This is a genomic window from Flavitalea sp., from assembly GCF_035489435.1.
Taxonomy (GTDB): Bacteria; Bacteroidota; Bacteroidia; order Chitinophagales; family Chitinophagaceae; genus DATHKG01.
The window spans coordinates 47936-72592 of sequence record NZ_DATHKG010000090.1; the positions used below are offsets into that span (position 1 = coordinate 47936).

The window sequence follows — 24657 nt, forward strand, 5'->3', positions numbered from 1 at the left end:
GGATTCGCAGCTAAATAATTGCGGCTTTTATTATTAAATAAATTGAAGATTATCACTTAGTTTCATCCCGGTTTATTCACTTTTATTGATTCAATTATTGCTGTATGAAAAAAACAAGAAGAGCATTCCTGACCGATTCTTCCAGGCTCCTCACCACTGGTGCTATCGCAAGTGTTTTCCCCCAATCAGGAATTGCCAGCTTAGGCGCTAACGAAAAAATCCGCATTGCATTAATCGGTGCCAACAGCCAGGGCAACTGGAACCTGGTGCAGGCATTAAAACAGCCTGATGTGGAATGCGCTGCCATTTGCGATATTGATGAATCAGTGTTGTCAAAACGTATAGATGAAATAACAAAACTGCAGGGCAAAAAACCACTGCAATACAGCGACTACCGAAAGATGCTTGAAAATAAAGACATTGATGCGGTCATCATCGGAACACCGGATCACTGGCATTGTCTTCAGTTGATAGATAGTGTAATGGCTGGCAAACATGTTTATGTGGAGAAGCCAATTGCCAACAGTGTTTATGAATGCGATCAGATGGTTAAAGCGGTCAGACGCTATAAAAAAATTGTACAGGTTGGACAGCAACAAAGAAGCGGTGACCATTGGAAGACTGCCATGGACTTTATGAAAGAAGGGAAATTAGGTGATCTCAGGAAAATAAATATCTGGGCAAACTTCAATTACGGTATTGGACAACCGAAGATGGCAGATTCCACTGTTCCGCCAGGTGTTGACTTTGATAAATGGCTCGGCCCGGCACCGGCCAGAAGATTTAATAAAAATCGTTTCCATGGCTCATGGCGAATGTTCTGGAACTATGGTGGTGGATTGATGACTGATTGGGGAGTGCACCTGATGGATATGGCTCTCTGGGCGAAAGACACAAAATCACTTCCGCTTAAAGTGTCTTCTACTGGCGGCAACTTTGCCTTCCCGGATCACGCCCATGAAACTTTTGATACCATGAGTGTTCAATATGCCATGCCTGGTTATAACATCAGCTACGAACATTCGGCAGGAATACAAACAGGTCCCTATGGCAAAAGTTATGGACTTTCATTCGTTGGTAATAATGGGACCATTGTAATTGATCGCGGATCATGGGACCTTATTCCTGAAGGTGAAAAAGATAAATTGAAGGTTCCGTCCATGCCACGACAAACAGGAACCGACTCTCATGGTATACATCTTAAAAATTGGATCGATTGTATGAGGTCGGGTAATGAGCCGATTTGCCCGATCGAAACAGGCAGGCTGGCCGCTGTTTATTGCCATATGGGAAATATAGCTTTGCGGTCCGGGTCCTCGCTTGTATGGGATGACAAGTCACAGAACTTTGGTGATAATAAAGCTGCGAATGCTTTGCTTAAACCGGTTTACAGAAAGCCTTATGTTTTGCCTCAGCTTTGATCGCTGTTCTGTTTTGAATTTTTGTATCGCCTCTTGCTGCAACAGTTTTATTGCATTCCTTCACTCCGTTGGGAGCGGGATTGTGCCGTTTTGCGGCTGTGTCCCGTGGTTAATACCTTTGCTCATGCCGTGAGTGGTTCTTGTCTTCGGTCTTCTGCGGGGCCCTGATCAGCTTTGTTAGGGTTTCTTCAAGTGCTGGTTGCAATATCCCCCTGATCGGCTTCAGTAACGCTGACCACGGTACGAAGGCCGCGCAAAGGCACAATCCCGCTCCCAACTAGCACATCCACTTGGGGGAATATCATACTAGTCATATCAATTCTTACCAGTCCGCTATAGCAGGCTTCACTGTCCCGTCATTCAATCAGCATCAAATCTTGTGTATAAGCCAATCACTTATTTAGCGAGAGAAGACAAAGTGAGTTGATATCCGGTTTTGCAATTCCCTTCCCGATCTAATATACAAACCAATCTCACCCTCACATTCCATTGGAGGAGATAACGCTGCCATCTGCAAAAAAACGCCGCGTGCAAATGCTGCCACCCGCAAACGCAGCCATCCGCAAACTTTGCTATCCGTAAACGTTGCTACCCATAAACGCTGTCATCCACAAGCACTAAATCATTACTGCGCTGAATCATTGCCAGGCTGGAACGAGCAATCGATACAATACCCATCGTTATTTTTTCCTTGACGCTATGGGAAATATTATTAATGCACTGTTACCAGATTGCTTGCGGATTAAAGATTGTTTGCCAATTAGATGAAAAGAGTGCAAATGCAGCGATGCGCAACCGAAATTTCGGTAGCTTAGATTGTTGCAAATGGATTTTGCCAATCGTTTTTCCGATAACCAGATGGCTGGCAACAGTAATTCAGAGAACGGTAACACAGCAATGTCATTTCAATTTCTGCAATGCCGATAATGTCAATGCCGGTTATTGCAATAAGTGAATGGCGAATTTTGTTGTACAAGTCGCGTATCCCCTAAGTGAACGAGACTAGAAGGTGCAGGATGGGCCTGAGGTTGGTTTGATTTGCCACATTCGATTCCTGGGCGGAGTTACTAAAGCTGATCAGGGCGGGACAGCAACTACCGCTGGAAGCATACCTAACAAAGCCGATCAAGGCACTAAAAGCTGACCGGAGACAACAGCAGCCACCGGCATGAGCAAACAAACTAAGCAGGAATCACAGTGGCAAATCAACCCAACCGAAAGGCCCATCCGGCGAAGTGAAGAACCGAGTGAACGCCATGAACGTGCACAATAAACGACTAACATTTTCAAAGCAGCCACAGAAAGCATCCACAGAAAGCAGCCATCTAAAAGAGCCAGGGGTGTACGCATACTTCCGAATGAACGCCTAACTTCGCTGCATAATCATAAAATAAATGACAAAAGAAATTTTCGTCCAGATGGCAATCAAATCCTGGAACATCCAGGTAAAAAATGCAAGCAAATTTTTTGAATCAGTAGATGAGGGATCGTTGAACCGGGAAGTAGCTCCGGGCAAAAATAGCATCCTTTATCTTTTGGGTCACCTGATCGCGGTGAATGACGGAATGATCAGTTTATTCGGCCTTGGTGAAAGGCAATATGCCCATCTTGATGAAGCATTTGTAAAGAACCCCGACAAGGCCGGCTTTGAAATGCCCGATGCCGCAACACTTAAAGCAGAATGGCGAAAATCCAATGAGACACTTTCAGCTTATTTTGAAAAGATGAGTGCGGATGATTGGTTTGCCAGGCATAACTCAATGACGGATCAGGATCTTATCAATGATCAGGGCAGAAACAAGCTTAGCGTCTTATTAAACCGAACCAACCATTTGTCCTATCATCTGGGGCAGCTAGTACTCGTCAACGAGAAAAATGATTGAGTTAGATTAACATGATTAAAGTTTAGATTAACATGATTGATACGTAGATTAATATGATTTATGTATAGATTATCATGATTGAAGCATGGATTAATATGATTTATGTATAGATTCAATGATTGATTGATGGATGTATAGATTAAAATAATTGAAGGATAATTAAACAGACCTGACATATACCGCTACACCAGCGCCTTCAACCCTGAATTTACCACAGCCATTTTTGTCTATGACAATCGGCGCGGCTTTCGGATCCAGAAAATCATGAAAGGTTGAACCCGCGAAATGCTGACCGACTATCATTTCTTTGGTAGCAGAACCTTTTTCACGGCTTCTGATAAGTACCGCGAGACCTGAACCAGGGTGATCATCATTTCCCGCCCTGGTCCAGCCGATACAGTTGGGCTCATCAAAATAATCAGTCTGTTTACCATAAGCATAGTCTACACGTAACTTCAGCAAAGCAGGTAGCACTGGTAATACAGGAAGTTCCACATCCAACATCTCATCTTTCTTATTTTTCCCGGAATACCTGGCGCCATAAATATCAGGATAAAATACGCATGGATAACCGCCCTCCCTCAGCAGTATCAGTGCATAACCATGCGGGCGAAACCAGGCCTGCGTATATTCTTCGAGGGATTGCAATGGTTGTGTATCATGATTGTCAACAAAAGTAACAGCCAGATCCGGATACACAGACACCAGCGTCTCATGAAAAATATTTCTCAGATCGAAATTTTCTTTTTCTTCGGATGCAATTGTAAGATTATGCTGCAGAGGAGCATCAAATAGATTCATCCGCTTGCCAATGGCATCAAGATATTTAATCAGGACAGACAAATCATCAGAGAGCCAGTATTCGCCGACAACATAAAGATCAGGATTCACTTCGGTAAGCAGAAAATCAATCCATTCAATAAAAAATGAAGGATTCATATGTTTAACAGCATCGAGACGCACACCATCAAAGGGAACAGTCTCATAATACCAACGGATCCATTTTTTAAACTCAGCTCTCACGCCTGGATTACGGGTTTCGACATCATCCAGAATCAGGTAATCGAAATTTCCTTTTTCATTGTCTACGACTGGTTCCCACTTATCACCGTATTCATTGATGATGTTGTAGATGGCTGGTCCCGGCCTCCCTAAGGCATGATCAACCCCGGTAAAACAATGATAATCCCATCCAAAATCAGAATAGGTGCCTTTGCGTCCGGGGAATTTAAACTTTGTAAATGCTTCGATTTCGATCTCATCGCTGATGAATTTTGTCCTGTTTGCCGGATCAACCTTTCTTGCGCGAAATTTTTCTGTCTCTTCGGCACCACCCATATGATTCAAAACCACATCAACATAAACTTTCAGTCCTGCTTCCCGGGCGCTCCATACCGCATTTATGTAATCTCCTTTTGAGCCATATTTTGTTGCAACAGTGCCTTTCTGGTCAAATTCGCCCAGGTCAAAAATGTCGTAGACATCGTATCCTTCTGACTCCTTGCCCCTCGTACCTTTATAAGCCGGAGGTAGCCAGGCCGCTGTAATTCCCATCGAAAGTAAACCCGGAACTGCTTCCTTAAAACGATTCCAATGATTGCCATCCGCAGGTATATACCATTCAAAAAACTGGATGATGGTTTTGTTTTTTTGTTTATTGAGTTGATTATTTTGATTCATCGGCGTCTTCTCTTCTTTGCTCATATTTTGGTATTCCGGCATCCTTTTTCCCTTAAGTTTCACTTGTTTTTTCGGAATCTTTTCTTCTTGTCGCATCTTCTCTTCTTGCCGAATCTTTTGTTTTTTCGGAATTTTCTCTACTTTCTGCATCTTTTCTTCCATTTGGTGAAAAGGTTCTAAAAAAAGCATTCCACCTGTCAATTCGAGTCCCTCTTCCACTTGTAAATTTGAATCGCTCTGTCGCCTATTAATTCGAATCCCCTTTCCACTTGTAATATTGAATCCTCTTCCAAAAAATTTTACAATTTTAATCCTAATAAAATCATTTTTGCCCGGTTGGCAGATAAATGGTAAAATAAGAATTGAAAATATTTTAGAAATGATAATACCCTCATCCACCTACCGGATTCAGTTTAACAGAAATTTTACATTCAACCATCTTTATAACATACTTGACTATCTTGAAGACCTTGGGATAACCACAATTTATGCTTCGCCCGTGTTGCAGGCTGCCAAAGGAAGCGAACATGGATATGACGGAATTGATGTAACGCGTATCAATGAAGAGTTGGGCACTGCAGAAGAGATGAGGCGCCTGTCCCAGGGGCTCAAAACAAAAGGGATTGGCTGGATCCAGGACATTGTTCCTAACCATCTTGCCTTCGATACAAACAATGTATGGTTGAAGGATGTGCTCGAACGAGGAATGAATTCCTCATACGCCACATATTTTGACATTGATTGGGAACACCCGTTTTACACACATAAGCTGATGGTTCCTTTCCTGGAGGCCCCGGTTTCGGATTGCCTGAAGCAGAATATTCTAAACGTCAGGTTCCGGGAAGACGGTTTTTTCCTTGCTTATCGGGATTTGTATTATCCCATAAGTCCTGAGACTTATCCTTTACTTATTTCCGGTTGCTTCAATGATGAATTTAATAATGTGAATTCACTGCTGAATGCCCTAATCAGCAATAATGGTCTTAGCTATGAGCAAAGTTGTGGAATCAAGTCGGAGTTGATGGCACAGCTGAATGACGAAACTGTCGCTTTCAATATAAATGAAAAAATCAAAGAGATCAATACAGATAATGAGTTGCTATTAAGCATAGTGAATTCGCAGCACTATGCCCTTTGTTATCATATGGATTCAAACACAAGCATAAATTATCGCAGGTTTTTTAATGTAAGTAGTTTGATCTGTCTCAGGATGGAAGATGAAGTTGTTTTTAACGCCTACCATGCATTTATTCATAAGCTATATGAGATGGGACATATCCAGGGGTTGAGAATTGACCATGTGGACGGACTACGCAATCCGGTGGAGTATGCGGACCGGTTAAGGGCACTTTTTGGCGAGGATTGCTATATCATCGTTGAAAAAATTCTGGATGATAAAGAGGAGCTACCCGAAATGAGTATCCAGGGAACAAGTGGTTATGAATTCCTGTCTTATATTAACCAGGTCATGACAGACAACAAGGGTTCTGAAAAATTGTTGAAAATCTACAACTCATATGTTCCTGAATTTAAGGATTATGATAAGATGGTTTTTGAAAAGAAGTTGTCGTTTCTTGAACCTTATCTGAATGGTGAATGGGACAACCTGCTTCGACTGCTTTTATCGTTGAGCCTGATAGAAGACGAAGAAATAAAAATGCCTGCATTAAAAAAAGCACTTGGTGTTTTTATGGCGGCCTTTCCCGTTTACCGCGCTTATGTTGAAAAGATGCCTTTGGATCCCAATGATGCGGAACTTGTGAAAGCCGGTTTTGACAAAGCGCTCAGGCTGTTTCCCGATCTTAGCTACGAACTTACTGTGCTTCAATCCTTGTTTGAACCACATGAAGACATTACAAAAACCAATAACAGGTTAACCTTCATTCAACGCCTTTTTCAGTTTACCGGCCCTTTGGCGGCTAAAGGCGTTGAAGACACAGCCTTTTACCTGTACAATCCGTTGATTTCGCATAATGAAGTGGGCGATCAGCCAAGGATACTTGGCATAGACATAAAGGATTTTCATCTTAAAATGCTGGAGCGTCAGGAAAAGAATCCATACTCTTTTAACTGCACTTCCACCCATGATACAAAAAGAGGCGAAGATGCGAGGGTCCGTATCAACATCATCAGTGAGATGGCAGACGAATGGAAAGAACTGGTGGCATACTGGCAAAAGATAAACGAACCATACAGGCAGGTTGTGGCTGGTGAAAAAGCGCCAATCGTTAATGATGAATATTATTTGTACCAGGCGATTATCGGAGGTTTTCCTGAAGACCTTAAAGTAAACAGGGACTTTGTTGAAAGAACGAAAATATTCTTTATCAAAGTGTTGCGTGAATCCAAACTCAGATCTGAATACATCAATCCAAATTATAGCTATGAGGCATCTGCGAGTGCTTTCATTGAACACTTGTTGAATTCGAAAGATTCTTTCCTGCCTTCATTAATGCCTTTTGTAAAAAAGATTATTCAGTTTGCTAATACTTATACAATGGTTCAGGTCATTATTAAGTGCGCCGCACCTGGAATTCCTGATATCTATCGCGGATGCGAGTTGTGGGATCTTAGTTATGTGGATCCTGATAACAGGCGTTATGTAAACTATGATCTCCGGAAACGATTGGTTCATGATATGAAAGCCAAAGACAAGGTGAGTCGCGATGCGTTGTTAGAATACGCAGAAAAAAACCACGAAATAGGAACTCAGAAAATGTTTGTAACCCGGGAAGTTTTATGTTTTCGCAAACAACATCCGGATCTGTTCACGAAAGGAGCATATATTCCTTTATATGGTGAAGGTTCAGAACGAAAGGTTTTAGCTTTTATGAGGAGGCATCAGAACGAATGGCTATTGGTGATTCTGCCGATGGGAATAGTGACTGATACAGGGAAAGCTCTTAATCTTGAACTGCCGGCAGACGCCCCGGCGAACTGGAGAAATCTTTTTACTCATGAGGAAGTCAGTGGACGGACTGTTGATGTCCACAAACTTCTCAAAAAGTTCCCGGTCGCGGTCTTAATACAGCAACCAGCACCTTAATACAATAACTTGCACCTTGCATGAATCAGGACGGGAGCTGCATCTGGCTAATTTAATTTTTACGATGGCAAGAACAATAGCAATCGGGGATATTCATGGCGCATTAAAGGCTTTGCAACAGGTGTTGGATGAGATCAGGCCTGAAAAGGATGATAAGTTTATTTTCCTCGGCGATTATGTTGATGGATGGCCTGATTCTGCACAGGTAGTCAGTTTCCTCATCAATTTTTCAACAGATAATCATTGCACTTTTATTAAAGGAAATCATGATTTGTGGTGCGAACGCTGGTTACATGGAAATAAGGCAGATTCAACCTGGTTGCATCATGGTGGAAAGGCGACAATTGAAAGCTATAAAAAATTGGAGGTTCCTGCCCGTCATGATCACCTTGAGTTTTTTGAGAAACTGGAGAATTATGTAGTTGACGAATCAAACCGACTTTTTATACATGCGGGCTATTCTACCCTGGAAGGTCCCGGATATGAATTCAGAGATGGCAGATATAACTGGGACCGTTCGCTTTGGCAAACCGGGTTAAAACTTGAACTGAAAAGTCGTTTAACGCGGGATCAATATCCTCCTGTGTTCCAGCTGTATAATGAAATCTACATTGGACATACTCCCACCATTTTTTACGATATCGATCGCCCGATCAGGGCGCTTAATATATGGAATATTGATACAGGTGCAGGCTTCGATGGAAAACTGAGTGCTGTTGAAATCAATACAGGTCAATTATGGCAAAGCCTTCGCATACCCGAACTTTATCCCGGTCTCCAGGGAAGAACAAGATGATAACCTGGTATGTTTAATAATTAGTTATGCCCGAAGTGTCAAATCATTTCGGGCATAATTATGATATGCAAACTTGTGACACAATTTGGGTCACCATTCATTTACATTTGTCCAAGTTGCTTTGAAAAATCAGTGTGATTCCAGCTGACGTTTATCCGGCTTATCATATTTTCTTCATTGATTTTGAAAATGAAGATATGATCGCTGTCAAAAGACTTACCCTGGTTGGTGATTCCTGCGAAATCTTTTTGTTGCTTACCACGAATCACTACCTGGCATCTTACAGTTGTTAAATCTTCCGCTACTGCTGCATCCAACGTGTTGTCGATATCGGGAAACGAATCGATCAATGCTGACCAAAGCCCTTTACCAAGTTCGTGAATCTTTCCCTTACCTGCATCGCCAAGTGGTTCAAAATAGATTTCACCTTCCTCGTCACAAAACGAGAGCATTTTTTGCACATTGCGTTGTTGGTAGGCAAGCAGGAACTGAACGCAAACATTTTTTACGCTAATGCCCTGGTGTTGAAGAATTGTTGATTCCATAAATAAAGTTTAATAGTTAAATACTGATAACAAGGCAAAGGTTCAAAAAAGTGATTGTCTGGCAATTGTAAAATTGCGTCAATCATGATTTTAGTCTTAATTAAATCCCTTTACTTTTCGTTAAATGATTTTATTCTTACAAATTTTCTGAAGAGGGTTTTCGGATGAAATTGGCAAGTTCCAGGTTCTCCTCCAGGTATTGCTGTGGGGTTCTTCCTGTGAATTCTAAAAAGTCCCTGATCAAATGAGAATGATCGTAGAAAGCAGCTTGTGTAAACATCTCGTTCCAGTCAACGGCTTTTTTTCCCGCTATAAGGTTTGCCAGGTAACCGATACGTCTTATCCGTGCATAGTACTTTGGGCTCAAACCAACCTTACGGAAAAAATTCCTTTCAAAGGTTCGCCTTGACATATAAATAGTGTTCAGCAATTCGGTAATGTTGAGCATCCCGTTTGTTTCAATAATCTTATTTGCCGCGATATCAATTGCGTCGATGGAGGGCTTGCGTATATTGTATTCTTCAAGTACAAAATGTTCCAGCAGCCTGGCTTTATCTTCCGCTGTCCCCTTTGCAATATTCCTGATAAACGGATCAAGAAATGCGTGTCGGAAAACTTTAGAGAGAGGTACACGTTCTTCCGTGTATTCATAAACCGGGATGCCATACAAAGTGTTAAGGGCTGCAGGCTTAAATACAATGCCGGCAATCATCACCGGGGCGGGCACATATAACTTATAAGAATAAATTGCCTGGCCGGCAATAAACTGGTCGGGAACTCTTAATCGCTCATATTTTGAATTGCCCAGGTAATAGGGTGTGCCGGAGTTGAAAACAATGGAACAAAATCCATTGGGAGGAGATTCAAATATTTTCCTTGGGTCATCATCGTAAGTTTCCCAAACATAATAACACTCCACGAGTGGTTCTAATTCCCTACATGGATTGAATTTCCGGTAAAGCATTGCCGTCTGTGTATTAGACCTTAAAATGACCAACCTATATCAACCAACCTTTATCAAATAGCCTATATCAACTAACCTATGTCACCTAGCCTTTATTAACTAGTCTCTATCAACTAACCTTCTGTTTGAACTTGGTGCGATACTGTATCGGCGAAAGACCGGTTATTTTTCTGAAAGTGGTACGGAATGCCTTTGTATCATTATATCCAACCTTGTACATAACTTCATTAACATTGTCATAAGATGATTCAAGACTGAACTTAGCCGCTTCTATTTTAACTCTTTGAATGTATTCGACTACTGTGTTAGATGTGGCTTTTTTAAATCTTCTTTCCAGATTTCTTCTTCCAAGTGCAAACATGGAAGCAAGCTCATCAACAGTAAGTTTTTCTGCGTAGTTTTTTTCAATAAAATTTTGCGCTTTGAGGATGGGTTCATCTTCATGGTCCTTCTGCGCTTTGAAAATTATAAACGGTGATTGCCTGTCCCGGTCTATATCTATCATAAAAGTTTTGGATGCCAGTATTGCAATGTCACGACCGGCATATTTTTCAATCAGGTATAGCAGCAGATTGGTAAAAGACAATGCTCCCCCGCTTGAATAAATTCCATTTTCATCAATCAGAATCTTTTCCGGAACCAGCTCCACATCAGGAAACATTTTACGGAAATGATTTGCAGCGCTCCAATGTGTGGTGCATTGCTTGTTCTTTAGCAATCCTGTAGATGCAAGTAAAAATGAACCAAGGCAGAGACTTGCTATTTCTGCTCCGCCACGGTGTTGTCCGAGCATCCAGCTTACAAAACCCTGGTTGAGTTGTACAGCCTTTTCCATATCAGCCCCTTGTAATGCAGGGATTATTATCAGATCCGTTTTCTTAATATCTGATATGGTTTTATCATGATGAACTGTATAAAAGCCCTTTTTTAAACCGGACTCTTTATTTAGTCCAACCAATTCGATCTTTAAGAGTGGATCGCGGTCCAGGTTCGCAAGAAAAACATTCACCTCTGAAAGAATCTGGTGACTAGCTTCTATATGGGTGATGCTGCAATCTCCCTCAGGTATTATTATCGAAATGTGTTTCATCCGTTCGTATTAATTTTTCTTTGGGAGTTGTGTCAAAAAGTTTGTCCTGGAAATTTTATATATCGAAGTTCAGCAAAACAATCGTCGCAATCAACCCCGCTTATTGTCGGAACCTGCCATACATAATTAATACAGGGCAAAGTAGCTTTGTATAAGCCCAAAAAGCTAAAATTAACAACAACTCTAAAAAGTGAATATATGAAAAAGACAAAAACTATCATTCAGAATAAAAACCTAATATGCTCACCGGCCTCGCTAGCATAACCGTCTATGTGTTAAATCTCGAGAACGCGCTGAAGTTTTATGTTGATCAACTTGGCTTCCAGGTTCATACAGATATCGTGATCGATACAGATAAACGGTGGGCTTCTGTTTGTATGCCTAATCAGCCTGAAAATCAATTGATGCTTATACCAGTTGAAGAAGGCCCAATATTTACCCGGAAACAGGTTGAAAATCTGCAGGACCTAATAAAGCATGAAATATTCAGTTATGGGGTGTTCAGATGCAGCAACCTGAATGAAACTTACCTTGAACTGCAAAAGAAGGGAGTTAAGTTCTTAATGAAACCAGGTGAAGGTTTTCTTGGCCAGTATGAAGCTGCATTTACTGATGATTCGGGCAATTGGTTCAGGCTTACGGAAGATCCTGATGCTGTGTAATAAATTTCGGGAAATTCGGAAAACTTAAGAAAAACACCAGGTTAAAAAGCATTCTTCTCACCCCTGATGGCGTTAAATACCGTCATAAAAATAATCCGGACATCAAGCCAAAGACTCCAGTTTTCCATATACCAAAGATCATGTTCAACTCTTTTCTCCATCTGCTCGAGCGACCTGGTTTCTCCCCGAAAACCGTTAACCTGCGCCCATCCTGTAATTCCGGGCTTCATGAACTGGCGAACCATATATTGCTCGATCTTTTTGGAATAACTTTCAGTATGTATAAGCATATGTGGTCTCGGTCCTACGATACTCATTTCACCGCGCAATACATTGATAAATTGAGGAAATTCATCAAGATTAGTCTTCCTTAAAAATTTGCCAACCCTGGTAAGCCTGTCATCATTTTTCGATACCTGGCGGGATTCGTGTTCATTGTCTACACGCATGCTCCGGAATTTGATGCAGGGAAATGGCTTATTGTTTTTACCGCTTCTCATCTGGATAAAAAAAATGGGGCCTTTCGATTCCAGCCAGATAAATAATGTAATGATCGGTATGAGCCATGACAGGATAAATACAGTTACAAACAGACTAATAGCAACATCAAAAATCCTTTTCCGGTACTGGCTCCGGGCACTTTCCAGTGGTTCGCTTCTGAACGACAGTACCGGCATATCCTTTACATAATTCAGATGCCCATGTTCTCCCCTGAATAAAGACATATCGGGAATCAGTTTAAAACGGATGCATTCCTGGTCTGCCTGCTGCATTATCTGGTAAACATGATCATTGTGTTCAGGTGCAATGGTTGAATAAATCTCATTAACCTCATACTTCCTGGTCATGTTCATAGCACCCGAGAAATCACTGAGGATAGGATAATGCGTTGGCTCCTTCACATTTTCATGTTTATCACAAAAACCAATTATTCGCGTATTGGAAGCTTCCTGCTCCAGGTATCCTGCAAGTTTTTTGGCCACATCATTGTAACCAAGTATCATCACATTTTTGACTGGCCGGCTGTTTGGATTTGGATACGTGGAAGTAAGAAAGATAAACCGGTTGAAAAGGATCAGCAATCCAAATCCCCCCATATTTACTGTAATGAATAATCTTGATAGCTCCATTTGCCGCCAAAAGAAAAGATAACCGAAAATGGTGATCGACCACGCAATGTATACATTCATCGAGCGCCGGCAAAATTGCTCAAAAGCAGAACTATAGGCATCCTTATAAAGTGAAAATATAAGGCTATGGGTAACCCAGGCTATATTCATGAAAAGATAAAACCTCAGATAAACTGATTCTGTCAGCGGGGTTAATTTGCTTTGAAAAATCTGTTCACAAGTAATAATTGCAACATTAAGGACTATAGTGTCCAGAAGTGCAATATGAATTCTGAGATTACGCAACATTTGTCATAAATATTGATGCTTATGCTGTTTCATTGTACCGGAACAGGATTGATACCCTGTTCTAATTACATGCCACACTTTTCTCATTACAGTTATGACGACAATTGTAAATGGTGACTAAGCAGAGTATACGAAGATCGTCATCTGGCGTCCAACAGAATAGCCAAAATTTTGGAAAACATACGGAGTTCACTGAATATACAAAATATGCTGTTACCCCAAATAGAATTTTATTTGGCAACTGAACTCCACAAATGAAAGAAATGGTTCACAAATGTCTGTAAATCAAAATAATACGAATAAGTGTTGGCCCCACGTCAAGATAAATTGATAAAAGAGTCTATTTTCCAGAATATGATGTTTTTGGCTGAATCATAGAATTTTCCAGCTGTTGGCACCTTTATTAAAAAAATGGAAATTCACAAATTCGCCTTCGAATGGAGATAATGCCTGCTTAATATTTAATCGTTTGAGTGGATCAACGAAAAACATCATAAAGCCACCTCCGCCGGCCCCGGAGATCTTACCGCTGTATGCCCCTGTACTAAGTGCAGTATTGTAAATCGCGTCAATATGTGAGTTTGAGATAGAATCTGAAGTACTCTTTTTGGCCGCCCATGAATCCTGCATAGTGAGAAACATTTTACTGAACTCGCCTTTGAGCAAATACTCCTTTAACAGATATGCATCGCTTTTTATCTGGTGCATTGCCTTCAACCTGTTTTCATTTGAGCTTTGCAGACTGTTTTTCTGGTCTTCAATGATTTTAGCAGAAGACCGTGACATGCCTGTATAATATAACATCATGGACGCTTCGAGTTCTTCTATGTGTTGTTCACGTATTCTCAGCGGATTTACAATAACCCTGTTGTCTGCATAAAATTCCATGAAATTGAAACCACCAAATGTTGCAGCGTACTGATCCTGCTTTCCACCACTCAAAGCAAGATCTTCCCGTTCAATTGAATAGGCCAGTTGGGCGATATCGTATTCACCCAATGGCAGATTGAGATATTCAACAAATGCCTGTAAAATCGATACAACCATTGTTGAAGAAGAACCTAATCCGGAACCGGATGGTGCATCGCTATGTGTTTTCATATCAAAGGCAAAGGGGTCAATATTAAATTCCCGGATAACGCGGTTATAAACGCCCTTGTGCAAATCAAGAAGGCCGTCGGTAACCAGGTTGTCTAATACCGGAGATTCAAAGATCTCATCCCGATCCAGTGCATGAAATGTTATCATACCGTTTTGTGTTGGAACAAGCGTGCAGTATGCAAAAAGGTCAATAGTTGCATTTAATATGCAGCCACCATAAACATCACAATAAGGGCTAACATCCGTTCCTCCACCTGCCAAACCTAACCTCAAAGGAACTTTCGACCTTACCTTCATAAACTGGTATTAATTTATATAATTGTCAAACTTAATCTTTTCCGGTTCATGGGAAAAGGGAAATCTGCAAGTTAGCCGGCGTTACCAGATTTCAAGGATGATATGCTCTAGTTTGTCAACAACAAACACTTCGCCTTCCGATTTTTTATGTAACAAATTATATAAAGGTGCTTCGTCGGAAACAAACAACACTGTACCATTATCCAATGTTTTTTTCCCAAGACCAACACAAATAAAAACACTAAGCTTATCCGTTATAACTACTGTTCCTTTTTTTATTATCCGGGGTTGAAGTTTTATTTCCGTCGACTTAGCCTTTAATAATTCATGACGAATCTTTTCTGCTTGTTGCTGGTACATTTCTTTTTGCAGGTGACCCATAGCGCGGCTTGTTTCATATTTATCCCCGGCAGAACTTTTGCCTTCATTATTTGCAGATTCCTGGGCTGTTACCACAAGTTTATCCACAGTTTCAAGGCGTTGTGCCAACAATTCCACGCAATAATCTTTTAACTTGTTTTTAAAGTTGATTTTTTCAGCTTCCATCATCATAACCCTTGGTAGTTGTTGATTTGCGAATGCCGGACCCCATCCAAAATCAATCCGGGCAATGGCTGAAACTATCTTAAATTTGCGGCAATGCAAAAAAACGTAATTTCTCATAAATCAATACTTTCCAATCTTGGCATTGACACATTCAATGACATGCAAATTGCTGCTGGCGAGGCAATTACGCAGAATAAAGATGTAATATTGCTATCAGCTACCGGTTCAGGAAAAACGCTGGCTTTCTTAATGCCGGTAATTGAAAAACTAGATCCTGAAAGCCGAATTACCCAGGCACTAATTATTGTGCCCTCCAGGGAGCTTGCCTTACAGATCGAACAGGTTTTTAAGTCCATGGGAACCGGGTTGAAAATTACCTGTTGTTACGGCGGTCATAAACGTGAAACTGAAGAGAACAATTTGTTGCAGGCACCTGCACTGATTGTAGGTACTCCGGGTCGTCTCGCCGATCATATCCGCCGTGAGAACATTCAAACAAAAAATATAGAAGTATTAATCCTGGACGAATTTGATAAGAGTCTTGAACTGGGCTTCCAGGAAGAAATGTCTTTTATCATTGGTTCCCTTCCCGGCCTCAGGCAAAGAATTCTCACATCGGCTACCGATGCCAGTGAGATTCCTGATTTTCTTGGTCTTACAGATCCCTTAAAAATCAATTTTCTTACTGGTGAACCTACTGAAGACCTGGCGGTTCAATATGTTGAGAGCGAGGACAAGGATAAACTTGATACACTGTTCAGACTTCTCTGCTTTCATGGCAGCCGTTCTTCAGTGATATTTTGCAACCATCGTGATGCTGTTGAAAGAACATCTGCCATGCTCACGGAAAAAGGCATTGTAAATGTATTTTATCACGGCGCTATGGAACAGCAGGAACGTGATAGTGCTTTATGCAAATTCAGGAACGGCACCTCCGATACACTGGTTACAACGGACCTGGCCTCCAGGGGGCTCGACATTCCTAATATCCGGTATATCATTCATTATCACCTGCCTAACAACGAGGAAACCTTCACCCACAGGAACGGGCGCACGGCAAGGATGGATGCAAGCGGTACAGCGGTATTCATACTGGGTCCCGAAGAAAAACTACCAGGCTATCTTGAAGCAGTACCCGAAAAACTTGAGCTGCCGGAACATACAGTGGTTCCTGAAAAGCCCAAATGGTCAACCCTGTTTATTGCTGCCGGCAAAAAAGACAAGGTGAACAAGATCGATATTGTAGGTTTCCTTGGTAATAAAGGAGAGCTTAAAAAAGAAGATATTGGACTGATAGAAGTGAAAGACTTCTTTTCATTTGTGGCGGTGCGTAAATCTAAAGTGGGAAGAACCCTGATGGCAATAAAAAATGAAAAGATAAAAAACAAAAAAGTTAAAATCGATATTGCCAAATAGGCTGGAATTTCTCAAAACTTAGGGTAATTTTGTTCAACACTCAATAACATCTCATGAAAAAAATATTCCTGCTTCTGACAATTTTATCTGCGGGCATTTTCGCTATGGCACAACCGCCCGCGGGAAAGGCCAGGGTTGGTAACACTTATGGAGAAGCTATCAGGGCGGATGGTGCAATAGCTATTTCCGAGCTTCCCAAAAAACTTGTGAATGAAGAACCTTTACCTACAAAGATCAAAGCGAAGGTAACCGATGTCTGTCCTAAAAAAGGCTGCTGGATATCGTTAGAGATGCCTGATAGCACTAAGGTGTTTGTAAAAATGAAGGATTACGGCTTTTTTGTTCCTACTGATATGATTGGAAAAACAGTGGTACTTGATGGCGAGGCAGTTATGAAAACAGCATCAGTTGCAGAATTACAGCACTATGCTGAAGATGCGAAAAAATCAAAAGAAGAAATTGCTGCGATTACAAAACCTCAGAAAGAAATCCGCTTTACTGCAAAGGGAATACTGGTAGTTGAATAATAAGAATCCCAGTCACCTGCAACAGGTAACTACTCATCCCCGATAGCTTACCTCTCATAATAGTTTCATCTAATTATCACTTACAACTCAACTTACCACTCATCACTCTTCACTCATAACTCATAACTAAATTACCTATCCTCCTGTACCGACCCGTTCAACTTCTTCGGTTGCACCCGTACGTTTGGCCGGGGCCTTAAAAGATTTTCCGAAACGATAAGAAAAGGCGACCGTAAGCACCCGCGAATCTCTTGTCAGTTTAAAATATTCAAATGCCTGCTCGAAATTGGTATCTCCTTTCATGGCCTGGGTATAAAAGATATCACGGAGAGTTAACCTTACAGAGCCCTTGTTTTTCAACACCTGTTTTGCGATCCCGACTGTTAACTGGCCGGTGGGATCAGTGATTTCCTGGAGCTCCTGTTCTTTTGTAACAAAAAATCCTGAAAGCTCGGCCGACCATCCTCTACCCAGCCGAAATTGATTATTCAGGTTCATGTTGAATTGAGTAAGCGCAGTTACTCTTTCATTCCAGACTACGCCTTCTATCTTCTTATTATACAAATTTGCCTGGGTACTTATTGACCACCATGTAGCTGCATCAAACTGACTGCTAACCGAGAGCCCTATATTACGCATTCTGCCCAGGTTGCCTTCTGAATAAATCAGGATGCCATCTGGCAAGGACAAAAAGATTTGGGAGAAGTAATCAGTTGTTACGCTGTAATTAACAGTTGTAATTAACAGCTGTTTGAGTTGATGACTTACCTGGAAATTCCAGGTATACTGAGGCCGGAAAAACGGGTTGCCCTGCTGGTAAGTATACTTGTTGATGACAAAAACAAAAGGATTAAGTTTTTGATAAGCCGGTCTGTCGATTCTTCTGCCGGCGCTAAGCGAAAAGCTGTGATTAGAGTCTGCTTTGTATTGCGCAAAAAGGGTAGGGAAGATACCATCATATTTCCTGCTGAACAGCGAGTCTTTACGTTGTATATTTCCTTTTTGTTCCGCGTTATATTCAGTGTTCTCATATCTCAGACCACCCTGCACTGTGAAGCTCTTAAATTTCGTTTCAGACGATGCATAAAAAGCATGAATTCTTTCCCGGTAAAGAAAATGATTTGTTTTATTATAATCAGTCTGCCATCTACTGCCGCCCTGCAGATAATATTGAGCGAGATTGTCAGTATTTACAAATGATGATTTATACCCTGCATCAAGTGTAACGGTATTGCCTACCTGCTGATGATAATCTGCTTTTGCAGAAAATATATTGATAGTCGAAGGAAGATTGCCTTTTACTGATTCCGTGTATTCAGTTGGCGTTCTTACAATGTTGTCAAAAAACTGGTTCCCTTGTATTGAATAATCGAGGTAATCAATATCTGCTGTTAGCTCCCTGCCTTTGGCAAACTCGTGTCTGAAATTCAGATTTCCCCCTGCATTACGGAATTTGTTACTGCTGGTACTCCGGGTAATTACCAATGAGTCAGTCACACCAGCAGGGTTCAACCACGAGCTTGTTGCATCGCCGGTACCATTGCGGTTCATTCTTATACCAGAGAGAGCAATACCAATCGTAGTGGACTTGTTGAGATAATAGTCTGCCCCTATCCTCACCGTATGATTTCTTAGTTTGGAGGTTAACCAGGTATCCTGGTTTAGCACCGCAATCGGCTTAACTGTATTGGCTTCATAGTAAGTTCTTAGAGCATACAGGTCTGTATATCCTTTATTAAACCCTGAACTGTAGGTGAAAAAAATATTGAACTTATCATGGCGGTAATTGAGGGAAAGGCTGTTATTATTTTTATAATAGTGTCCCTGGCCATAAGAACTGCTTATGTTACCGTTAAATCCGCGCTGCTTTAATTTTTTGGTGCGGAGATTAATAACACCGGCATTTCCCGAAGCATCATATTTTGCAGGAGGGTTATCCATTATTTCGACCTGGTCAATCAGGGAAGCGTTCATTCCTCCCAGCAGCTGAGCTATCTCAGCAGCAGGAAGATAAGTGGGCTTTCCATCAATAAGAATAAGCACATTCTGTTTGCCTTTAAGCGAAATGTTCCCGTCTTTGTCAACAGTAATTCCAGGAGATTTCTCCAGCACTTCCAATACAGTAGCACCGCTGTTTGAGATACCGGCCTCAACATTCACAATGGTTTTGTCGGGCATCAACTGGATAAATGGTTTCTTGCCTGTAACAGTGACTTCTGCCAGTATACCAACTGCCTGTTCCAGGAAAACGGGCTTCATTATTACCAGGTTATCGAGAACCTCCGCGACTTCGCTGTATTGCCCGATAAAACTGACTGCTGAAACCACCAGGAAATAACTGTCCCGGCTGAGTTCACTAAAAACTGCTATCCCGTTGGTGTCGGTCAAACATGTTTTCAATAATACTGAATCAATATAACGATGCAGTTCAACAGTAGCTCCCGGCAAAAATTTTTTATCAGTTGTTGAAACGGTAACGCTAATCTGGCCCTGCTTCGTTTCCTGGGCTTTCAGGTTCATTAAAATGAAACACGAGATGAAAAAGCAGGTTAGTCTGGTTCTCATATAAGGTTTACAAGATAATACCCATACTGATTAATTCTGCTGCAAATTGTTAAACGGCTTATTTATCAGACAAACGAACAAGCATGAGGGAGCTTATCGTTTGATGTAGATAAGCATGCGACCGGGATCAGTAAAATAGTAGTTGTACCTTGAAAATTAAAAAGGGACTTTGTTTAAATACAGAACTATGAAACTTGCATGTAAAGTGTTGACTTTGCTCTTTATTTTTTCGGTCAGCGCATGTTCGCGGCCGTCTTATAAAAACCCGCATATAGAAATCAGGACCAGGCTGGGCAATATTGAATTAGAATTATATCCTGAAAAAGCTGGCGCAACGGTGGCTGCCTTTTTATCATATATCGATTCAGGTTATTTTAAAAATTCAAGCTTTTACCGGGTCTTGAATGTCGATAACCAGCCTTCAGACGCACCAAAAGCTGAACTTATCCAGGGTGGGTTATTCAGATCCCCTGCGAAAAAGGGAATAAACCCGCCGGGTATTCCTCATGAATCAACTGATAAAACCGGGTTATTACATATTGATGGAACAATTTCTCTTGCAAGATTTAAACCTGGTTCTGCTAATACAGAATTTTTTATTTGTGTTGGAGATCAGCCTGGTTTTAATTTTGGTGGTGAAAACAATCCCGACGGGCAGGGGTATGCTGCATTCGGGCGGGTAGTTGAAGGATTAAATGTGGTAAGAAAAATTTATAATCAGCGCGAAAAAGATCAGTATTTTGATCCTCCTGTGATTATTTATGATGTCGTCAGGTTATAATATGTCAAAACATACTTTTATTGACTGTTAAGTTCGTTAAGTACGACCTCTGGCATGGCATCATTTTTTTGTAGTTATCTTGCATCCAATAAATAAATGTTATGTCAAAAAAACAAAGGCCATCAGGACCAGCAGAAATTCCTAATACTAAGCAACCGGCTGAAATAAATCCTGTTGACCCATCAGAAATTGAAGACAATCCCCTTGAGGAGCCGGAAATAAATCCGCTGGAAACGCCTGATATTGAACCTGATGAAGAACCTGAAATAAATCCCGAACAACCATACGAGCCTGAACCTGAAATACAACCGACTATTCCTGCGCCTACAAGGCCAATGTAATTAATACTTATTTATTGCGGTCGGCGGTATATTGATAAATAACAACTTAAGCAAGAATAAATAACAACTTCAACAAGTCATAAAGCAATTAAAGCAGGCGTTGATCAATGTGATTCACGATTAAATTAATCAAGTTTGATAAAAATTATAAAGCCGGGCAAGCCTGGCTTTTTACATTTCCAAAGTATAAAAACAACAAAATAAATTAAAAGCTGTAATATCCGCAACTAAGGGTCATTTAACCGTTAATCACTGCCTATTATTAGAGAAAATTTATATTTTTGTTTGAGAATTGCAACAACCCCTTAATCAAATTAACATGGCAAATGGAAAAGATGACATGATTTTTTCTTTTGCCCCAAACTTTGCAAGGTTCATATTGGAGAACCATCTGGAAGAATATCTTCGCAGGGAAGTATCCTTCTCAAGATCAATGAACATTCCGCTTTGGGAGCAATTTAAAGACAGCCGGGTCGAAGACGTTGTTGCCAATTCAAGGCATTATTATACTGAATTTCTGGAGGGAATAGCAAATAACAGTACCTGGCAGAATATCAATAAATGGGTTAATCAATACCGGCAGGATTTATTAGGGCACGTAAACAGGGCACAAATCTCTGCTGAAGATATCCTGCTGACCCATGCCGCACGGAGAAAAACCTTGTTATCCTTTCTTGGCGATTTTACAAATGATCCTACCCTGATTATACAGATAATCGGAGAACTGGACACATTATTCACGAGATATAATATCCTGGCTGCTCAGAATTTTATAGAGCAACTGAATCAAAAAGTACTAGAAGAGAAATCCATAAAGGATAAGCTGTTCACCACTTCTCCGGGGTATTATTATCTCCACGATATCCCCGGCGACACGCAGATTCTCCCTGCAGAAAAGCTGTTCTTCGAACTGGGTTATAACCGTTATGAATTTGCCGGCAACAATAAATTTTTCAGGCAGATCGTGCATCCCGAAGATCTTGCTAATGCAGATCACTACATCATGTCACTCGCAAACATGCAGGAAGGTGAAGTACGTTTTTTTGAATATCGTCTCCGTAACAGTAAAGGAGAATATCGCTGGATGAGGAACTATGAAACAGCGTACAAACGGGATTCTGAGGGTTTTCCGACTCAATTACTCGGGGTTGCTTTTGACATTACACAGGAACGTTTGTATGCAGAAGAACTCCAGGCAAAAGAAGAAGCTTTGCTGGAAGCTCAAAACCTTGCCAACATTGGCACCTTTACCTGGGATATCCTGGATAATAAGATTTGCGCATTTTCTAAGGACCTTGCCAGCCTTGGTTTACAGGCCGGCAGTTCTTTCGAGGAAATAATGACAAACGTTCACCCTTCTGATAAAATCCAGGTTATACAAATGTTTAATAAAGCCATCAATGGAACCCGGCCATATGAATGTGAATATCGTTGTACCGTTAACAATCGTGAACGGATACTTTGGTCGAAAGGAAAAGTGAAATTCATCGATGAAAAACCTGCTCAGCTAAATGCAACGATCATGGATGTGACTGATAAACATCAAATGATCCGGAAATTACAGCGCAGTGAGGAATTATATAAACAGGCCCAGGCACTTAACAGGATTGGTAACTGGTCATGGAACATTAGTTCAGACAGGGTGCAATGGTCTGATGAGTTATTTAATATTTATGGACTACCTGCGCAATCGGAACAAATAACTTTCGACCGGTATCTTTCCTTTGTTCATCCGGATGACAGGGAAGCGAGGAGCGCTGGAATCCAGGAGCAGATTAACAATCCAGGTCATCGTGAATACTATTTTCGAATTAAGACACCAGATGGTGCTGAAAAAATTCTTTACGGTCAAAGTGAGGTTCTCCTGAATGAAGATGAACTGCCTTTTAAAATGATAGGCACCTGCCAGGATGTAACAGCGCAAAAAACTCTTGAGAAAACGCTCTATGACCGCACCATTCAACTTCAGAAGTCAAATGCCAGTCTAAAGGTATTCGCATATATAAGTAGTCATGACCTGAAAGAACCGTTACGAAAAATCTCGCTATTCGGGGACAGGCTCCGTATGCTAAATGAATCCAGGCTGGATGAACAAAGCACTAACATCCTAAAAACAATTATTCAATCATCGCTTCGTCTTCAACAAATGATTGATGAAATTCTTTCGGTCTCGAAGATCAATACGGATGAACATTTTGAACATACCAGCCTCACGGAAATACTCGAAGATGTATTAATGAATATCGAACCACAAATAGAAGAGAAGGCTGCAGTGATTAACTATGAACCTTTGCCTTATGCTTTTGTTAACCCGATCCAGATACGGCAGTTGTTCACAAACCTTATTTCAAATTCTCTGAAATTCAGCCGGCCAAAAACGCCTCCGACAATTAATATCACTACTGATTTTCCTTCCATAAAAGAAATCACTGAGGCCGGACTTGAAAATTCAAAACGTTATTTGCGTATCAGGTTTTCAGACAATGGAATCGGCTTTCTTAATGACTATGCCGAAAAGATCTTCGCCATTTTTCAAAGACTGCACGATAAATCAACCTACAAGGGAACGGGGATTGGACTGGCCATCTGTCGTGAAATTGTGGCTCATCACGGTGGTGTCATCTCTGCAAAAGGAGCGCCGCAACAAGGAGCAACTTTTACTGTCATTTTACCAATGCAATAGTCCTGATAATGCAATAGTCCTGACATTAATGGTTTATTCTTTTATTGCTGCTAATATTAACAGCGCAAATCATCGCAGCAGCATAACAACTGCGGCGAGTAGTGTGGTTACAATGATGAATGTCCGATAAACTTTTTCTGACAGGTTTCGAACGATCACTATCCCAAGATAAGCACCCAACAGAATCGCTGGTAAACTCATAAGGTCAAGCAATAACACATCCGGTTTGATGGTTTTCCAAACAAATAAATGAAATGGTATTTTAAAAAAATTTACGACCGCAAAAAACCATGCGGTAGTGCCCACATAACTGTTTTTAGGAAGTCGCATCGACAGGAAGTATATAGCCATTACAGTGCCTGCGAGATTTCCAACCATTGATGTGAATCCTCCGGCAATACCAATCGCAATGGTAAAGCCAAGGCTGGCAGAGATATCCTTTGGCTTTGCTTTTTCAAGCCAAAGCATTATAATAATACTGATCGCGATAACGATGGCCATGATAAAACGGAACATCTCGTCATCAATATAATTTCCGGTGAATGTGCCAATCAAAACTCCAATAGCCGCCCAGGGGAAAAGAATCTTCAGATACTTCCATTCTGCATGGCGATGATAGTACCACACACCAAAAACATCTGCAAGAATCAGGATAGGCAACATCACTCCACTTGAGGCCTGGCCGCCGAAAACAAACACCAGTAACGGTACTGCTAACATCCCGGCTCCATGTACTCCCGTCTTTGCCATACCGGTAAGCATTGCAACAAGGGCGATGATCAGTAAATCAGTGTAGTGGAAGTTGAAGGATAAAAATTGAATCACAATGTTTAGTTTGGTTTGGTTCAAAAAAAAACCACTAAGAATTCTTAGTGGTTCCTGACTCTTGTCAGCA

Annotated in this window: 19 protein-coding genes; 10 read left to right on the top strand and 9 right to left on the bottom strand. The window is 41.1% G+C overall.

The window, feature by feature from the left end:
• Nucleotides 1-104: 104 nt before the first annotated feature.
• Together VK664_RS13740 and VK664_RS13745 are read left to right on the top strand one after the other, a co-directional pair.
• The gene (locus VK664_RS13740; RefSeq protein WP_461399248.1) at nucleotides 105-1421 is read left to right on the top strand and encodes a Gfo/Idh/MocA family protein; all 1317 of its coding nucleotides are present in this window, start codon (nucleotides 105-107) and stop codon (nucleotides 1419-1421) included.
• Between the two features lie 1394 nt (nucleotides 1422-2815).
• Entirely contained in the window at nucleotides 2816-3304 is a 489-nt protein-coding gene (locus VK664_RS13745; RefSeq protein ID WP_461399249.1) for a DinB family protein, read from the top strand.
• Nucleotides 3305-3463: 159 nt separating this feature from the next.
• Here the strand turns inward: VK664_RS13745 and VK664_RS13750 are convergent, their stop codons facing one another.
• Nucleotides 3464-5203 (bottom strand): alpha-amylase, encoded by a 1740-nt coding sequence (locus VK664_RS13750; protein WP_461399250.1) that lies wholly within the window; start codon nucleotides 5201-5203, stop codon nucleotides 3464-3466.
• A 160-nt stretch (nucleotides 5204-5363) separates the two neighbouring features.
• Between VK664_RS13750 and treY the strand changes: the two genes are divergently transcribed.
• Both treY and VK664_RS13760 read left to right on the top strand, forming a co-directional pair.
• Nucleotides 5364-8030: a malto-oligosyltrehalose synthase gene (treY, locus tag VK664_RS13755; protein WP_461399251.1), complete on the top strand. Its 2667-nt coding sequence runs from the start codon at nucleotides 5364-5366 to the stop codon at nucleotides 8028-8030.
• 64 nt (nucleotides 8031-8094) lie between these two features.
• On the top strand, nucleotides 8095-8826 hold the full coding sequence (locus VK664_RS13760) for a metallophosphoesterase (RefSeq protein WP_461399252.1): 732 nt from the start codon (nucleotides 8095-8097) through the stop codon (nucleotides 8824-8826).
• Nucleotides 8827-8927: 101 nt separating this feature from the next.
• Here VK664_RS13760 and VK664_RS13765 read toward each other — a convergent pair whose 3' ends face one another.
• The 3 genes from VK664_RS13765 to VK664_RS13775 form a co-directional block, all read right to left on the bottom strand.
• Nucleotides 8928-9371 (bottom strand): ester cyclase, encoded by a 444-nt coding sequence (locus tag VK664_RS13765; protein ID WP_461399253.1) that lies wholly within the window; start codon nucleotides 9369-9371, stop codon nucleotides 8928-8930.
• A gap of 136 nt (nucleotides 9372-9507) precedes the next feature.
• A complete protein-coding gene (locus VK664_RS13770) occupies nucleotides 9508-10335 on the bottom strand; it encodes a DUF6597 domain-containing transcriptional factor (RefSeq protein WP_461399254.1) in 828 nt (275 codons plus the stop codon).
• A 109-nt stretch (nucleotides 10336-10444) separates the two neighbouring features.
• Entirely contained in the window at nucleotides 10445-11425 is a 981-nt protein-coding gene (locus tag VK664_RS13775) for a GlxA family transcriptional regulator (RefSeq protein ID WP_461399255.1), read from the bottom strand.
• A 239-nt stretch (nucleotides 11426-11664) separates the two neighbouring features.
• On the opposite strand from VK664_RS13775, the gene VK664_RS13780 reads away from it, so the two are divergent.
• Nucleotides 11665-12087, top strand: coding sequence for a VOC family protein (locus tag VK664_RS13780; RefSeq protein ID WP_461399256.1), 423 nt, complete (start codon nucleotides 11665-11667; stop codon nucleotides 12085-12087).
• A 41-nt stretch (nucleotides 12088-12128) separates the two neighbouring features.
• Here VK664_RS13780 and VK664_RS13785 read toward each other — a convergent pair whose 3' ends face one another.
• The 3 genes from VK664_RS13785 to VK664_RS13795 all read right to left on the bottom strand — a co-directional run bounded on the left by VK664_RS13785 (nucleotide 12129) and on the right by VK664_RS13795 (nucleotide 15566).
• A complete protein-coding gene (locus tag VK664_RS13785) occupies nucleotides 12129-13505 on the bottom strand; it encodes an undecaprenyl-phosphate glucose phosphotransferase (RefSeq protein WP_461399257.1) in 1377 nt (458 codons plus the stop codon).
• Between the two features lie 372 nt (nucleotides 13506-13877).
• On the bottom strand, nucleotides 13878-14903 hold the full coding sequence (locus VK664_RS13790; RefSeq protein ID WP_461399258.1) for a GHMP family kinase ATP-binding protein: 1026 nt from the start codon (nucleotides 14901-14903) through the stop codon (nucleotides 13878-13880).
• Nucleotides 14904-14984: 81 nt separating this feature from the next.
• The gene (locus VK664_RS13795) at nucleotides 14985-15566 is read right to left on the bottom strand and encodes a hypothetical protein (RefSeq protein ID WP_461399259.1); all 582 of its coding nucleotides are present in this window, start codon (nucleotides 15564-15566) and stop codon (nucleotides 14985-14987) included.
• Here VK664_RS13795 and VK664_RS13800 point away from each other — a divergent pair.
• Both VK664_RS13800 and VK664_RS13805 read left to right on the top strand, forming a co-directional pair.
• A complete protein-coding gene (locus tag VK664_RS13800; protein ID WP_461399260.1) occupies nucleotides 15543-16865 on the top strand; it encodes a DEAD/DEAH box helicase in 1323 nt (440 codons plus the stop codon). The genes VK664_RS13795 and VK664_RS13800 overlap by 24 nt on opposite strands.
• Before the next feature lie 53 nt (nucleotides 16866-16918).
• Entirely contained in the window at nucleotides 16919-17392 is a 474-nt protein-coding gene (locus tag VK664_RS13805; protein WP_461399261.1) for a DUF4920 domain-containing protein, read from the top strand.
• A gap of 135 nt (nucleotides 17393-17527) precedes the next feature.
• On the opposite strand, the gene VK664_RS13810 is transcribed toward VK664_RS13805, so the two are convergent.
• Nucleotides 17528-19957: an outer membrane beta-barrel protein gene (locus tag VK664_RS13810; protein ID WP_461399262.1), complete on the bottom strand. Its 2430-nt coding sequence runs from the start codon at nucleotides 19955-19957 to the stop codon at nucleotides 17528-17530.
• 187 nt (nucleotides 19958-20144) lie between these two features.
• Between VK664_RS13810 and VK664_RS13815 the strand changes: the two genes are divergently transcribed.
• The 3 genes from VK664_RS13815 (at nucleotide 20145) to VK664_RS13825 (ending at nucleotide 23762) form a co-directional block, all read left to right on the top strand.
• Nucleotides 20145-20738, top strand: a complete 594-nt coding sequence (locus VK664_RS13815; RefSeq protein WP_461399263.1) for a peptidylprolyl isomerase — start codon at nucleotides 20145-20147, stop codon at nucleotides 20736-20738.
• 101 nt (nucleotides 20739-20839) lie between these two features.
• Nucleotides 20840-21079, top strand: a complete 240-nt coding sequence (locus VK664_RS13820; RefSeq protein ID WP_461399264.1) for a hypothetical protein — start codon at nucleotides 20840-20842, stop codon at nucleotides 21077-21079.
• A 319-nt stretch (nucleotides 21080-21398) separates the two neighbouring features.
• Nucleotides 21399-23762, top strand: coding sequence for a PAS domain-containing sensor histidine kinase (locus VK664_RS13825; protein WP_461399265.1), 2364 nt, complete (start codon nucleotides 21399-21401; stop codon nucleotides 23760-23762).
• A 69-nt stretch (nucleotides 23763-23831) separates the two neighbouring features.
• Here VK664_RS13825 and VK664_RS13830 read toward each other — a convergent pair whose 3' ends face one another.
• Complete coding sequence (locus VK664_RS13830) at nucleotides 23832-24587, bottom strand: sulfite exporter TauE/SafE family protein (protein ID WP_461399266.1); 756 nt, start codon at nucleotides 24585-24587, stop codon at nucleotides 23832-23834.
• Nucleotides 24588-24657 lie beyond the last annotated feature (70 nt).

Bases quoted from the DNA above. Each gene is read 5' to 3' on its own strand.
- VK664_RS13740 (WP_461399248.1), top strand. From the start codon at position 105: ATGAAAAAAACAAGAAGAGCATTCCTGACCGATTCTTCCAGGCTCCTC.
- VK664_RS13745 (WP_461399249.1), top strand. From the start codon at position 2,816: ATGACAAAAGAAATTTTCGTCCAGATGGCAATCAAATCCTGGAACATC.
- treY (WP_461399251.1), top strand. From the start codon at position 5,364: ATGATAATACCCTCATCCACCTACCGGATTCAGTTTAACAGAAATTTT.
- VK664_RS13760 (WP_461399252.1), top strand. From the start codon at position 8,095: ATGGCAAGAACAATAGCAATCGGGGATATTCATGGCGCATTAAAGGCT.
- VK664_RS13765 (WP_461399253.1), bottom strand. From the start codon at position 9,371: ATGGAATCAACAATTCTTCAACACCAGGGCATTAGCGTAAAAAATGTT.
- VK664_RS13770 (WP_461399254.1), bottom strand. From the start codon at position 10,335: ATGCTTTACCGGAAATTCAATCCATGTAGGGAATTAGAACCACTCGTG.
- VK664_RS13775 (WP_461399255.1), bottom strand. From the start codon at position 11,425: ATGAAACACATTTCGATAATAATACCTGAGGGAGATTGCAGCATCACC.
- VK664_RS13780 (WP_461399256.1), top strand. From the start codon at position 11,665: ATGCTCACCGGCCTCGCTAGCATAACCGTCTATGTGTTAAATCTCGAG.
- VK664_RS13785 (WP_461399257.1), bottom strand. From the start codon at position 13,505: ATGTTGCGTAATCTCAGAATTCATATTGCACTTCTGGACACTATAGTC.
- VK664_RS13790 (WP_461399258.1), bottom strand. From the start codon at position 14,903: ATGAAGGTAAGGTCGAAAGTTCCTTTGAGGTTAGGTTTGGCAGGTGGA.
- VK664_RS13800 (WP_461399260.1), top strand. From the start codon at position 15,543: ATGCAAAAAAACGTAATTTCTCATAAATCAATACTTTCCAATCTTGGC.
- VK664_RS13795 (WP_461399259.1), bottom strand. From the start codon at position 15,566: ATGAGAAATTACGTTTTTTTGCATTGCCGCAAATTTAAGATAGTTTCA.
- VK664_RS13805 (WP_461399261.1), top strand. From the start codon at position 16,919: ATGAAAAAAATATTCCTGCTTCTGACAATTTTATCTGCGGGCATTTTC.
- VK664_RS13810 (WP_461399262.1), bottom strand. From the start codon at position 19,957: ATGAGAACCAGACTAACCTGCTTTTTCATCTCGTGTTTCATTTTAATG.
- VK664_RS13815 (WP_461399263.1), top strand. From the start codon at position 20,145: ATGAAACTTGCATGTAAAGTGTTGACTTTGCTCTTTATTTTTTCGGTC.
- VK664_RS13820 (WP_461399264.1), top strand. From the start codon at position 20,840: ATGTCAAAAAAACAAAGGCCATCAGGACCAGCAGAAATTCCTAATACT.
- VK664_RS13825 (WP_461399265.1), top strand. From the start codon at position 21,399: ATGGCAAATGGAAAAGATGACATGATTTTTTCTTTTGCCCCAAACTTT.